At 68.4% G+C, this 13,555-nt stretch carries 12 protein-coding genes; 8 read left to right on the forward strand and 4 right to left on the reverse strand.

All coding sequences use genetic code 11. From position 1 onward, the window contains the following. The 4 genes from A5659_RS18745 to gatB all read left to right on the forward strand — a co-directional run. Positions 1-890: amidase family protein (locus A5659_RS18745; protein WP_197498085.1), on the forward strand; the 890-nt coding region annotated here is incomplete at its 5' end. Positions 891-945: 55 nt separating this feature from the next. After that, a complete protein-coding gene (locus A5659_RS18750; protein WP_066862084.1) occupies positions 946-1,977 on the forward strand; it encodes an ATP-dependent 6-phosphofructokinase in 1,032 nt (343 codons plus the stop codon). A gap of 362 nt (positions 1,978-2,339) precedes the next feature. Further along, positions 2,340-3,260, forward strand: a complete 921-nt coding sequence (locus A5659_RS18755) for a MinD/ParA family protein (protein ID WP_067183360.1) — start codon at positions 2,340-2,342, stop codon at positions 3,258-3,260. A 177-nt stretch (positions 3,261-3,437) separates the two neighbouring features. Further along, a complete protein-coding gene (gatB, locus tag A5659_RS18760; protein ID WP_067183364.1) occupies positions 3,438-4,952 on the forward strand; it encodes an Asp-tRNA(Asn)/Glu-tRNA(Gln) amidotransferase subunit GatB in 1,515 nt (504 codons plus the stop codon). Positions 4,953-5,043: 91 nt separating this feature from the next. Here the strand turns inward: gatB and A5659_RS18765 are convergent, their stop codons facing one another. After that, positions 5,044-6,174 (reverse strand): sorbosone dehydrogenase family protein, encoded by a 1,131-nt coding sequence (locus A5659_RS18765; protein WP_066862268.1) that lies wholly within the window; start codon positions 6,172-6,174, stop codon positions 5,044-5,046. A 252-nt stretch (positions 6,175-6,426) separates the two neighbouring features. Between A5659_RS18765 and A5659_RS18770 the strand changes: the two genes are divergently transcribed. Continuing rightward, the gene (locus A5659_RS18770; protein ID WP_066862074.1) at positions 6,427-7,284 is read left to right on the forward strand and encodes a DoxX family protein; all 858 of its coding nucleotides are present in this window, start codon (positions 6,427-6,429) and stop codon (positions 7,282-7,284) included. 9 nt (positions 7,285-7,293) lie between these two features. On the opposite strand, the gene A5659_RS18775 is transcribed toward A5659_RS18770, so the two are convergent. Next, positions 7,294-7,650, reverse strand: a complete 357-nt coding sequence (locus A5659_RS18775; protein WP_066862071.1) for a PH domain-containing protein — start codon at positions 7,648-7,650, stop codon at positions 7,294-7,296. Between the two features lie 358 nt (positions 7,651-8,008). Here A5659_RS18775 and A5659_RS18780 point away from each other — a divergent pair, with 358 nt between their 5' ends. From A5659_RS18780 to ilvC, 3 genes are read left to right on the forward strand one after another with little or no spacing between them, the layout of a single operon-like run. Next, positions 8,009-9,877 carry an acetolactate synthase large subunit gene (locus A5659_RS18780; protein ID WP_067183367.1) on the forward strand — a complete coding sequence of 623 codons (1,869 nt, stop codon included), beginning with the start codon at positions 8,009-8,011 and terminating at the stop codon, positions 9,875-9,877. Further along, complete coding sequence (ilvN, locus tag A5659_RS18785) at positions 9,877-10,377, forward strand: acetolactate synthase small subunit (RefSeq protein WP_066862065.1); 501 nt, start codon at positions 9,877-9,879, stop codon at positions 10,375-10,377. The genes A5659_RS18780 and ilvN overlap by 1 nt, the downstream gene beginning before the upstream one ends. 33 nt (positions 10,378-10,410) lie before the next feature. Then, positions 10,411-11,412, forward strand: coding sequence for a ketol-acid reductoisomerase (ilvC, locus tag A5659_RS18790; protein ID WP_112709537.1), 1,002 nt, complete (start codon positions 10,411-10,413; stop codon positions 11,410-11,412). A gap of 77 nt (positions 11,413-11,489) precedes the next feature. On the opposite strand, the gene wrbA is transcribed toward ilvC, so the two are convergent. Together wrbA and A5659_RS18800 are read right to left on the reverse strand one after the other, a co-directional pair. Further along, positions 11,490-12,092 carry an NAD(P)H:quinone oxidoreductase gene (wrbA, locus tag A5659_RS18795; RefSeq protein ID WP_066862060.1) on the reverse strand — a complete coding sequence of 201 codons (603 nt, stop codon included), beginning with the start codon at positions 12,090-12,092 and terminating at the stop codon, positions 11,490-11,492. Continuing rightward, positions 12,089-13,531: an NAD(P)/FAD-dependent oxidoreductase gene (locus A5659_RS18800; protein ID WP_066862057.1), complete on the reverse strand. Its 1,443-nt coding sequence runs from the start codon at positions 13,529-13,531 to the stop codon at positions 12,089-12,091. The genes wrbA and A5659_RS18800 overlap by 4 nt, the downstream gene beginning before the upstream one ends. Positions 13,532-13,555 lie beyond the last annotated feature (24 nt).

Genomic DNA, 13,555 nt, shown 5'->3' on the forward strand with positions numbered 1-13,555 from the left:
TGTCGCGCTACGGCCTGGTGGCGTGCGCGTCGTCGCTGGATCAGGGCGGCCCGTGCGCGCGCACGGTGCTCGACACCGCACTGCTGCACCAGGTGATCGCCGGGCATGACCCCCGCGACTCCACGTCGGTGGACGCGGCGGTGCCCGACGTCGTGGGCGCCGCCCGGGCCGGCGCGGACGGTGACCTCAAGGGCGTGCGCGTCGGAGTGGTCAAGCAGCTACGCGGCGAGGGTTATCAGCCCGGGGTGTTGAGCGCGTTCGAGGCCGCCGTCGAGCAGCTGACCGCCCTGGGCGCCGACGTGAGCGAGGTCGACTGCCCCCACTTCGAGTACGCGCTGGCCGCCTACTACCTGATCCTGCCGTCGGAGGTGTCGAGCAACCTGGCCCGCTTCGACGCGATGCGCTACGGGCTGCGGGTCGGCGACGACGGCAGCCACAGCGCCGAGGAGGTGATGGCGTTGACGCGGGCTGCCGGTTTCGGGCCGGAGGTCAAGCGGCGCATCATGATCGGCACGTATGCGTTGTCGGCCGGCTACTACGACGCGTATTACAACCAGGCGCAGAAGGTGCGCACGCTGATCGCCCGCGACCTGGACGAGGCCTATCGCTCGGTGGACGTGGTGGTGTCGCCCGCGACCCCGACCACGGCGTTTCGGCTGGGGGAGAAGGTCGACGATCCGCTGGCGATGTATCTGTTCGACCTGTGCACGCTGCCGCTGAATCTGGCGGGGCACTGCGGCATGTCGGTGCCGGCCGGTCTGTCGCCGGACGACGACCTGCCCGTCGGGCTGCAGATCATGGCGCCGGCGCTGGCTGACGACCGGCTCTACCGGGTCGGCGCCGCCTACGAGGCGGCCCGCGGGCCGCTGCCCTCGGCGCCCACCGTCTAGTGAGCCGTCGCGGCTAATCGCGCCATAACCCCGCCGTCCCAGGCAAGATGAAACCATGCGGATCGGAGTGCTCACCGGAGGCGGCGACTGCCCCGGACTCAACGCGGTCATCCGGGCGGTGGTGCGAACCTGCGACGCGCGGTACGGCTCGTCGGTGGTCGGATTCCAGGACGGCTGGCGCGGATTGCTGGAGAACCGCCGCGTCCAGCTGCAGAACGACGATCGCAACGACCGTCTGCTGGCCAAGGGCGGAACCATGCTGGGCACCGCCCGCGTGCATCCCGACAAACTGCGCGCCGGGCTGAACCAGATCAAGCAGACCCTGGACGACAACGGAATCGACGTCCTGATCCCCATCGGCGGGGAGGGCACGCTGACGGCCGCGCACTGGCTCTCGGAGGAGAATGTTCCCGTGGTCGGTGTCCCCAAGACCATCGACAACGACATCGATTGCACCGACGTGACTTTCGGCCATGACACCGCGCTGACCGTGGCCACCGACGCCATCGACCGGCTGCACAGCACCGCCGAATCGCACCAGCGGGTCATGCTGGTCGAGGTGATGGGCCGCCACGCCGGCTGGATCGCGCTGAACGCCGGTCTGGCGTCGGGCGCACACATGACCCTGATCCCCGAGCAGCCCTTCGACGTCGAAGAGGTCTGCCGGCTGGTGAAAAGGCGCTTCCAGCGCGGAGATTCGCACTTCATCTGCGTGGTCGCCGAGGGCGCCAAGCCCATTCCCGGTTCGATTGCGTTGCGAGAAGGCGGGATTGACGAATTCGGCCACGAGAAGTTCACCGGCGTGGCCGCCCAGCTCGGCGCCGAGGTGGAGAAGCGGATCAACAAGGACGTCCGGGTGACCGTGCTCGGTCACGTCCAGCGGGGCGGTACCCCGACGGCCTACGACCGGGTGTTGGCCACCCGGTTCGGGGTGAATGCGGCCGACGCCGCGCACGCCGGGGAATACGGCCAGATGGTGTCGCTGCGCGGGCAGGATATCGGCCGCGTTCCGTTGGCCGACGCGGTGCGTCAGCTCAAGCTGGTCCCCGATAGCCGCTACGACGACGCCGCCGCGTTCTTCGGTTAGACGCGCCCACAGGGCGAACATTCGGTGGACCGCAGAGAACCGCGGCCTGAATTAGCCCGCTAACGATCCAGGTGGTTTGCGATCGCCACCTTTTCGTGGTTTCCGGACCGGCCGTGAGGGGTTATACCGGGAGTATGAGCCACCGCGGTGCGATTCGCGGAGTCGTTCAGCAATCCGCGGCAGCGGGGGGACCACCGGTTCCGCCGAACCATAAGCCGGGCCCGCCCAGGCGCCGCGCCGGCGCCGACCCCGCGGCGGCCACCGTGCCGCAGGCCCGCGGACCGCATCGACACCCGGGCGGACCGCCACCGCCGCCACCACCGCGCCGGCCGGCCCGGCCGGCGGCGGCGCGCCCCGAGCCGATGCTGGGGGCGACGGCGCTGGACCGCTTCGACACGCAAGACACCGCCGCCAATCGGTTCGACTGGCGGCAGCTGCTGCACCGCGTGACCGGCATCGAGCTTGGCCCGGGCAAGAACACGGCGTACGAGAACGAGCTGCGGCGGCGCATCCGCGCAACCGTCGGCGGTGCCTTCCCGATCGCCGTGCTCAACCTCAAGGGCGGGGTCGGTAAGACCACGGTGGTGGAGGCGCTGGGGTCGACGTTCGCGGCGGTACGCGACGACCGGGTGCTCGCCCTCGACATCGACGCCGGCGACCTGTCGGAACGCCACGGTCGCCGCAACCCGCACAGCCTGGCCGACCTGTTGCACGGCAACCCGGCGCCGCAGTACGAGGACATTCGCGCGCTGACGTACATGAACGGCTTCGGCCTGGAAGTGCTCGGGCTGCCGGACAGCGACTGGCGCCTGGAACGGCACGACATGCTGCGGGCTTTCTCGATGCTGCGAAACCAGTATTCGGTGGTGTTGGTCGACTGTGTGAAAACGCTCAATTCCGCTGTGATGGACGCTGTTCTGCCGGAATCGCGTGCCCTGGTGGTGGTGACCAGTCCCGCCATCGATGCGATACGCAAAACTCGGGCGACGCTGGATTGGTTGTGCCACAACGGCTATCAATCCCTGATGCAGTGGACGGTGCTGGCCGTCAACCATGTCGAGCCGGCCAAGGTCGACGCCGTGGCCGTCACCGAACTCGACCGGCTGTCCGCCCGCGTCGGGGCCACGGTGGCGCTGCCGTTCGATCGGCACGTCCACGAGGGACGAAAGATCGCGCTGGACCGATTGAGCAAGGAGAGCCGGCGCAGCTATCTCGAGCTGGCTGCCGCGCTGGCCGAGATGTTCCCCGGCAGGGGAGGGGAGCGCGCTCGCGATCACCACTAGGTTGATCGGGGTGACCCGCTTCGCCCGGCTCCGCCGCGCTCGCGATCACCACTTGGTTGGTCGGTGGTGACCCGCTTCGCCCGGCTCCGCCGCGCTCGCGATCACCACTAGGTTGGTCGGTGGTGACCCGCTTCGCCCGGCTCCGCCGCGCTCGCGATCACCATTAGGATCGAGCGCATGAGTGTTGCCGCCAGCGCCGATCTGATGGACTTCGACGACGTCATCGCCCGTTTCGATCCGGTACTCGGCCTCGAGGTGCACGTGGAGCTGTCCACCGTCACCAAGATGTTCTGCGGATGCACCACCGCGTTCGGCGCCGAACCCAACACCCAGGTGTGCCCGGTGTGCCTGGGCCTGCCCGGCTCGCTGCCCGTGCTCAACCAGGCCGCGGTCGAGTCGGCCATTCGCATCGGGCTGGCGCTGAACTGCGAGATCGTCCCGTGGTGCCGCTTCGCCCGGAAGAACTACTTCTACCCGGACCAGCCCAAGAACTACCAGATTTCGCAATACGACGAGCCGATCGCCATCAACGGCTTCCTGGAGGCGCCGCTGGAGGACGGCACCACCTGGCGGGTCGAGATCGAGCGCGCGCACATGGAGGAAGACACCGGCAAGCTCACCCACATCGGCAGTGAGACGGGTCGCATCCACGGCGCGACCACGTCGCTGATCGACTACAACCGCGCCGGCGTGCCGCTGATCGAAATCGTCACCAAGCCCATCGAGGGCGCCGGAGCCCGGGCGCCGCAGATCGCCCGCGCCTATGTGACGGCGTTGCGAGACCTGTTGCGCGCCTTAGGCGTATCCGACGTCCGCATGGACCAGGGCTCCATGCGATGTGACTCCAATGTGTCGCTCAAACCCACCGGTGCGAGCGAGTTCGGCACCCGGACCGAGACCAAGAACGTCAACTCGCTCAAGAGCGTCGAGGTGGCGGTGCGCTACGAAATGCAGCGCCAGGCCGCGGTTCTGGCCTCGGGTGGTCGAATCATCCAGGAAACCCGGCACTTTCACGAGACCGGTGGCTACACGAGCCCGGGCCGCACCAAAGAAACGGCCGAGGACTACCGGTATTTCCCCGAGCCGGACCTCGAGCCCGTCGCGCCCAGCCGCGAACTGGTCGAGCGGCTGCGCGCGTCCATCCCCGAGCTGCCGTGGTTGAGCCGCAAGCGCATTCAGGACGAGTGGGGCATCTCCGACGAGGTGATGCGCGACCTGGTCAACGCCGGGGCGATCGAATTGGTCACCGCGACCATCGCGCACGGCGCCTCCAGCGAACAGGCCCGCGCCTGGTGGGGAAACTTCTTGATGCAGAAGGCCAACGAGGCCAACGTGGCGCTGGACGAGCTGGCCATAACGCCGGCCCAGGTCGCCGCCGTCGTGGCGCTGGTGGACGAGGGCAAGCTGTCCACCAAGCTGGCCCGTCAGGTCGTCGAGGGCGTGCTGGCCGGGGAGGGCGAGCCCGACGAGGTGATGACCGCGCGCGGTCTGGCCCTGGTGCGTGACGACTCGGTGACCCAGGCCGCCGTCGATGAGGCGTTGGCCGCCAATCCCGATGTGGCAGAAAAGATTCGCGGCGGCAAGGTGGCCGCGGCCGGCGCGATCGTCGGCGCGGTGATGAAGGCCACCCGCGGCCAGGCCGACGCCGCGCGGGTACGCGAATTGGTGTTGGCCGCCTGCGGCCAGGGCTGACCCGGCCTAGCTGCGCGTCGAGCGTGTGATCCACGGCGCGACACGCCGATACGCCGTCGTAAACTGCACACTCGGCGGATCGAGAACCGGCCTAGCTCTTGTCGTCGCTGTTGCGCGGGAAACCGCCGCCCTGTGGGAAGAGCGGGAACACCACGTCGTCCAGCTTCTCGGCATCTCCGGCCGTCTTGTTGACGGTTGCGCCCCAGACGTTTCCATCCGGCGACATGCGCAGCGCCCAGGCGTGGGCGTGGGTGTCCTTGCGGACGACGTCGGGTTCACCGGTGACCGCGCCGGTGGCCGGCGCCAGCCGGACCGCGACCGTCAGCTTGGTGTTGATCAAGTTGACCAGCACGGTCCCGTCCATCGCGGCGCAGCCTGCCACGCCGGGTTTGTCCGGCCAGGTCCACACCGTGGACACATCGGACGTTTTGGTGATGCGCTGCAACCGATCTGCCGTCGGGGTGCGGTCGGCGACGTACAGCGAGCCGTCAACCGGGTCGGTGCACAGGCCGCCGCCGGCACCCACGCCGGACAGCGCCGTCGTCGGCGGCGCCTGGCCCACGGTGGTCGGCTGCTCGATCCGCAGCACCTTGCCGGCCAGCGACTTGGGGTCGGCGGCCAGCGCCGGATTGCCCGCGTCGCCGGTCATCACGACCAGCGTGGTGGGGCTGGTGAAGATCAACGCGCCGGTGTTTCCGGTGGCGCCCTTGGGGATCCCGGTCAGGATGTCCTTGGGGATGTCGCCGTCGGCCACGCGGATCACCCGGTTGTCGGTGGGCGTGCTGATGTAGGCGTACATCAGGCGGTCCTGGGTGTAGGTGGGCGACATCACGATGTCCATCAAACCGCCGTCGCCGGACGAGTCGACCGGGATCACCGTCTTCACCTTCGGTTCGGCGTTGACCGAGATCTCCTTGACCGCGCCGGTGGTGCGCTCGGCGACCAGCGCGGTTTTGCTGTCCGGGCCCATGATCAGGCCACTGGTGCTCTCCAGGCAGCCCTGCATCACGCCGGGGGCGGGGCACGCCTTGGGGAACGGCGTGGGCGGCAGCGGCGGCGGCGGGGGAGGCGTCGAGCTGGGTTGCGGCTTGAGCTCGGGCGCGGTGGTGAACGGCTGCGATTGGGCGTCGTTGAAGCGCGCGCAACCGCTTGTCACCAGCACGAGGGCGCACAGCGCGGCGAACCCGCGCCGAACCGACCGCCCCGCTCGCCCTAGTCGCATGACCGTCAGGCTACGGACACTGTCGGCGGCGCCGCCACACACGTCCCTCGTGCCCGCCGCCGAAGGCCCGATCGGAGGCCGGCCGCGCGCCACCGTCGACCATGCGCGATCTCGCGTCACGGACCGCCAAAACGGGCCCGGAAGGCGATTTCGGGTCGATCCGGCCCGGTTTGACGGGCAAACCACCGATTGCCAGGCGAAAGCGCCGCTCAAATCCCCAATTCAGGACGGAATGCCCTTACCCTGACACCCGTGACCAGTCAACCGAATGACGCACATTGGCAACGCCCCGGCGAATCCCCGGAGCCGACCCCGGGACGCCCCGCCTCGGCGCGGCTGGTCGATCCCGAAGATGACCTGACGCCGGTCGGCTATCCCGGCGACTTCAACCCGTCCACCGGGACCACCACCGTCATCCCGTACGGCGCCGCCGCCGCGGTCGCCGGCTCCGGGGCCGGGGGCTACAACCTGCTGGAACAGCAGGAGCCCCTGCCCTACGTGCAGCCGCATTCGGCGGCCCGGAACGCGGCTCCCGAGGCCGACCTCGCCGACGACGAACACCACGACCGGCTGCACGATGTCGGCCGGCGCGGAACGCAGCACCTCGGTTTGCTGCTGCTGCGCGTCGGGCTGGGCGTGGTGCTCGGCGCCCACGGGCTGCAGAAGCTGTTCGGCTGGTGGGGTGGCTCGGGCGTGACGGGCTTCAAGAACTCACTGTCCGATGTCGGCTACCAGCACGCGGACATCCTCGCCTACGTGAGCGCCGGCGGTGAGGTCGTGGCGGGTGTGCTGCTGGTACTGGGCTTGTTCACGCCGGTCGCCGCGGCGGGCGCGTTGGCGTTCTTGATCAACGGCCTGCTGGCCAGCGTCTCGGTGCGGCCGCATACCCGCAACTTCTCGTTCTTCCTGCCCGAGGGCCACGAATACCAGATCACCCTGATCGTGCTGGCCGTCGCGGTCGTGCTGTGCGGACCCGGCCGGTACGGCCTGGACGCGCGCCGCGGTTGGGCGCATCGGCCCTTCATCGGCTCCTTTGTCGCGCTGCTGGCCGGCATCGCCGCCGGTGTCGGGGTGTGGGTGGCGCTCAACGGCGTGAATCCGATCGGCTGACCAGCCACGTCACTGGTAGGGGTTGGGGACCCGCCCGGCGCTGGCCTGCGTCAGCTGCGGCAGCGTGGAGAACGTGACCGCGGGCAACCGCAGCTCTTCGCCGCTCTTGAGGCGCGCGCGACCCCACGAACCGCGGTGGAAACGCAGCCCGTCGATCTCCTCCCAGGGCACCTGCCGGCTGCCCAGCAGCGTCCGGACGGTCACGCCCCGGTCGTCGGCGACGGTGCGTAGCCGGATGATCAACGCCGACAGCAGTATCGGCAGGATCAGCAGCGGCAACGACGGCGCCCAGAGCATCACCGGTATCAGCAACCCCAGCGTCAAGAACCCGACGGCCAGATGCGCGATCGGCGACACCTTGATCACGACGGGCGCCTGGGACGGGGTTTGGGGAGACGAGCCGCTAGCCACCCCACCATCATTTCACCCCGCGCGCGGGACCGGTTCCGGCCGCACTCACCCGGCGTAACGGCGGTCAACCCGCCTGGTGAGCGGGCACGGATTTGACTGCTGAGCTGTGCGAAGGCTACCGTCGGACGCTATGGATACCGCCGGAAAGCCCGGGATGCTCGTAGTAATTAGTCGGCGCGTTGGCGGCTGACTTGCGTTTGAGCATGTGAAGCAATCCAGCACCAACGCGCAACCCTCGTGCAGCAGATGAGCTGTCGGGGGTTTTTTGTTGCCCCAGCGAGATTCCCGGAAATGAATAAGGACGAAAACGACAGTGAGCGCTCCCATCAGGCAGCAGCCCGCCGCGACACCGGACGCTGCCGACATCGCCACGGACGCGGCCAAGCCCGCCGCGAAGTCTGCGGCCGGTAAGCCGAAACGCATTGGGCCCGAACAACTTACCGGCGCCCAATCGGTGATTCGTTCGCTGGAGGAACTCGGCGTAGAGGTCATCTTCGGCATTCCCGGCGGCGCGGTGCTGCCCGTCTATGACCCGCTGTTCGACTCGCAGAAGCTGCGCCACGTGCTGGTCCGTCACGAGCAGGGCGCCGGCCACGCCGCCAGCGGCTACGCCCACGCCACCGGCAAGGTCGGTGTCTGCATGGCGACCTCGGGCCCCGGCGCGACCAACCTGGTGACCCCGCTGGCCGACGCCCAGATGGACTCGATTCCCGTGGTGGCCGTGACCGGCCAGGTCGGACGCTCGCTGATCGGCACCGACGCCTTCCAGGAAGCCGACATCTCGGGCATCACGATGCCGATCACCAAGCACAACTTCCTGGTCCGCTCGGGTAACGAGATCCCGCAGGTGCTGGCCGAGGCGTTCCACATCGCCTCCTCGGGGCGTCCCGGAGCGGTGCTGGTCGACATCCCCAAGGACGTGCTGCAGGGCCAGTGCACGTTCAGCTGGCCGCCCCGCCTGGACTTGCCCGGCTACAAGCCGAACACCAAACCGCACAGCCGGCAGATCCGGGAGGCCGCCAAACTGATCGCGGCCTCCCGCAAGCCGGTGCTCTACGTCGGCGGCGGGGTCATCCGCGGTGACGCGACCGAGCAGCTGCGCGAGCTGGCCGAGCTGACCGGCATCCCCGTGGTGACCACGCTGATGGCGCGCGGCGCGTTCCCCGACAGCCACAAGCAGCACATGGGCATGCCCGGCATGCACGGCACCGTCGCCGCGGTGGCCGCCCTGCAGCGCAGCGACCTGCTGATCGCGCTGGGGACCCGCTTTGATGACCGGGTGACCGGGAAGCTGGACACCTTCGCCCCGGAAGCCAAGGTCATTCACGCCGACATCGACCCCGCCGAGATCGGCAAGAACCGCCACGCCGACGTGCCGATCGTGGGCGACGTCAAGGCCGTCATCATCGAGCTGCTCGAGTTGCTGCGCCACGACGGGATCCCCGGCAAGCTCGACATGACCGAGTGGTGGGCCTACCTCAACGAGGTCCAGTCCACCTATCCGCTGAGCTACGGGCCGCAGAGTGACGGCAGCCTCGGCCCGGAATACGTCATCGAAAAGCTCGGCCAGATCGCCGGTCCCGACGCCCTGTACGTCGCCGGTGTGGGCCAGCACCAGATGTGGGCGGCCCAGTTCATCTCCTACGAGAAGCCGCGCACCTGGCTGAACTCGGGCGGGTTGGGCACCATGGGTTTCGCCATCCCGGCGGCCATGGGAGCCAAGATGGCGCGCCCCGAGGCCGAGGTGTGGGCCATCGACGGCGACGGCTGTTTCCAGATGACCAACCAGGAGCTGGCCACCTGCGCGATCGAAGGCGTGCCGATCAAGGTGGCGCTGATCAACAACGGCAACCTGGGCATGGTGCGCCAGTGGCAGACGCTGTTCTACGAGGAGCGCTACTCGCAGACCGATCTGGCGACGCATTCGCATCGGATCCCGGACTTCGTGAAGCTGGCCGAGGCGCTGGGTTGCGTCGGATTGCGTTGCGAGCGTGAGGAAGACGTGGAAGACGTGATTAACCAGGCGCGTGCGATCAACGACCGCCCGGTGGTGATCGACTTCATCGTCGGCGCCGACGCGCAGGTGTGGCCGATGGTGGCCGCCGGTACCAGCAACGACGAGATCCAGGCGGCCCGCGGCATCCGTCCGCTGTTCGACGACGAGAGCGAAGGGCACGCCTGATGCAAACGCATACCCTCTCGGTGCTGGTCGAGGACAAACCCGGTGTGCTCGCCCGCGTGGCGGCGCTGTTCAGTCGGCGCGGCTTCAACATCGAATCGCTGGCGGTCGGTGCCACCGAGCAAAAGGACATGTCGCGGATGACGATCGTGGTCTCCGCCGAGGAGACCCCGCTCGAGCAGATCACCAAGCAGCTCAACAAGCTGATCAACGTCATCAAGATCGTCGAGCTCGATGACGACAACTCGGTGTCGCGGGAATTGGCGTTGATCAAGGTCCGCGCCGACGCGGGCACCCGCAGTCAGGTCATCGAGGCGGTGAACCTGTTCCGCGCCAAGGTGATCGACGTTTCCACCGAGGCGTTGACGATCGAGGCGACGGGCGACCGCGGCAAGATCGAGGCGCTGCTGCGGATCCTGGAACCTTTCGGGATCCGTGAAATCGTCCAATCGGGAGTGGTGGCGCTGTCTCGCGGTCCACGCGGAATCGGCACGGCCAAGTAACAGACAAGGAGATATTCAACAGTGGCACTAGAAATGTTCTACGACGACGATGCGGACCTGACGATCATCCAGGGTCGCAAGGTCGGTGTCATCGGATACGGCAGCCAAGGACACGCGCACTCGCTGAGCCTGCGCGACTCCGGCGTGCAGGTGAAGGTGGGCCTGAAGGAGGGGTCGAAGTCGCGGGCCAAGGTCGAAGAGCAGGGCCTGGACGTGGACACCCCCGCCGAGGTCGCCAAGTGGGCCGACGTGATCATGCTGCTGGCGCCCGACACCGCGCAGGCCGACATCTTCAAGAACGACATCGAACCCAACCTCAAGGATGGGGACGCGTTGTTCTTCGGCCACGGCCTCAACATCCACTTCGACCTGATCAAGCCGCCGGCCAACGTCACCATCGCCATGGTGGCACCGAAGGGCCCGGGGCACCTGGTGCGCCGCCAGTTCGTCGACGGCAAGGGTGTGCCCGCGCTGATCGCCGTCGACCAGGACCCGAACGGCGACGGCGAGGCGCTGGCCCTGTCCTATGCCAAGGCCATCGGCGGCACCCGCGCCGGCGTCATCAAGACCACCTTCAAGGACGAGACCGAGACGGACCTGTTCGGTGAGCAGGCCGTGTTGTGCGGTGGCACAGAGGAATTGGTGAAGACCGGTTTCGACGTGATGGTCGAGGCGGGCTACCCGCCGGAGATGGCCTACTTCGAGGTGCTGCACGAGCTCAAGCTGATCGTCGACCTGATGTACGAGGGCGGCATCGCGCGGATGAACTACTCGGTGTCCGACACCGCGGAGTTCGGCGGCTACCTGTCCGGTCCGCGCGTGATCGACGCCGGCACCAAGGAGCGGATGCGCGAGATCCTGCGCGACATCCAAAGCGGCGAGTTCACCAAGAAGTTGGTCGCCAACGTCGAGGGTGGCAACAAGCAGCTCGAGCAGTTGCGCAAGGAGAATGCCGAGCACCCCATCGAGGTCACCGGCAAGAAGCTGCGCGACCTGATGAGCTGGGTCGACCGGCCGATCACCGAGACCGCCTAGCGCTTTCGCGCTACCTGGGACCGCCGCCCGCGAAACTTAAACTACGGCGACCGTTTACGGCGTGTCGTGTGCGTGGTTTAAGTGTCGCGGAGCCGGTCGGCGATCGTCACCACCCGAATGGCCAGATGCTCGAGGGCCGTGTCGGTGACCTCACCGATGTCCTCGATGTTGTCGTGGGTGGTGACCAGGCTCGCCCCGTAGGGATTGCCGTCGACGAACTTCGACGGGTCGGTGTAGCCCGGGGGCACGATGATGCCGCCGAAATGCATCAGCGTGATGTACAGCGAGAGCAGGGTGGATTCCTGACCGCCGTGCACGGTGTTCGATGACGTGAAGCCCGCGTACACCTTGTCGGCGAGTTTGCCCTGCGCCCACAGCCCGCCCAGCGAGTCGAGGAACGCGCGCAATTGCGCTGCCGGAGAGCCGAAGCGGGTCGGTGAACCGAAGATCACCGCGTCGGCCCAGACGATGTCGTCGCCAGTGGCGGCCGGAAGGTCTTTGGTGGCCTCGTAATTGGCCGTCCAGGCCGGGTTGTGGGCGAAGGATTCGGGATCCTGCGTTTCGGCGATGTGTCTCAGGCGGACCTCGGCCCCCGCCTTCTCGGCCGCGGCGGCAACGCGCTGCGCCATCGTGGTGCCATGGCCGGTGGCCGAGTAGTAGATGATCGCGAGTTTCGTCACGGCGTCATCGTAGGCCGCAGATCCGGCATCGTGTCGATCCCGAATTCCCGGTGCAACAACGTGCGCGCCGCGTAGTAGCCGGCCATGCCGTGCACACCGCCGCCGGGCGGAGTGGCCGCGGAACACAGATAGACCTTGGGAACCGGTGTGCGCCACGGGTTTAACCGCGGCGTCGGCCCGGCGATCGCCCGCCAGGCCGAGTTGCCGCCCACCCCGATGTCGCCGCCGACGTAGTTCGCGTTGTGCTCGCACAACCGCGCGGCCGGCACCGCGCGCGCGGCCACCACCACGTCACGGAAGCCGGGGGCGAAGCGCTCGACCACCGCGGTCACCGCTTCGATCGCGTCGACGGTGGACCCCGACGGCACGTGGGCATAAGTCCAAAACGGGCGGCGGCCGGCGGCGTCGATGCGGCCGGGGTCGGCGACGTGCGGCGACGCCGCCAGCACCATGGGCCACTGCGCGTGCCGGCCGGCGGCGATGTCGGCCTCGGCGCGCGCCATCTGGGCTCGGCTGCCGCCGAGGTGCAGCGTCGGGGCCTGCCGCAGCCGCTCGTCCGACCACGGGATCTCGTCGCTCAGCACGAAATCCACCTTCGCGACGCCGGGGCCAAACGTGTAGCGCCGCAACGCTTTCGCGTAGCGGGCGGGCAGGGCGTCACCGTAGATCCGCAGCAGCGCGGTCGGCGCGGTGTCGAAGGCCACGACCCCGTCAGGCGGTTCGGTGACCTCCGTGCCCGCCGTCAGCTCGCCACCGTGTGCGCGCAGGTCGGCGATCAGGGCGTCGGTGATCGCCTGACTGCCGCCCACCGGGATCGGCCAGCCGACCGAATGCGCCAGGGTGGCCAGCATCATCCCGGCGCCGGCCGCGGTCAGCGACGGCATCCGCGAAATGATATGGGCGGCAACGCCGGTGAACAGTGCGCGGGCGTCCTCGCCGGCCAACGTCCCCCACGCCGGGGTCCCCTGGGCCAGCATCCGCAGGCCCAGCCGCAGCGCCGAGGGCAGCGAGTTTGGGATGGACCGTTTGTCGCCCAGCAGCAGGGCCACCACGTCGTCGGAACGCTCGACCAGCGGACCCAGCAGGCGCCTGAAGGACGCACCGTGCTCGAGCTCGGCGCAGGTGCGGTCCAGGTCGCGGTAGGCGATGGCCGCCGGACGCCCGGGCAGCGGGTTGGCGTAGGAGATGTCCGGCACCGTCAGACGCACGCCGCGCGCGCGCAAATCGAATTCGGCGAAGAACGGCGACGCCAACGCCAGGGGGTGCACCGCCGAGCAGATGTCGTGCAAGACTCCCGCAGAATCTGGGTCGGGTGCGGTGCGCGCGCCCCCGCCAAACGTCGGCTGAGCTTCGACGACCTGCACTTTCAGACCGGCCCGGGCGCAGATTACGGCAGCGGTCAGCCCATTGGGTCCGCTGCCGACGATGGTGACGTCCACGCGTCAATTACAGCCGATAGGCTG

It is taken from the genome of Mycobacterium sp. 1165196.3, from assembly GCF_001673415.1.
Classification (GTDB): Bacteria; Actinomycetota; Actinomycetes; order Mycobacteriales; family Mycobacteriaceae; genus Mycobacterium; species Mycobacterium europaeum_A.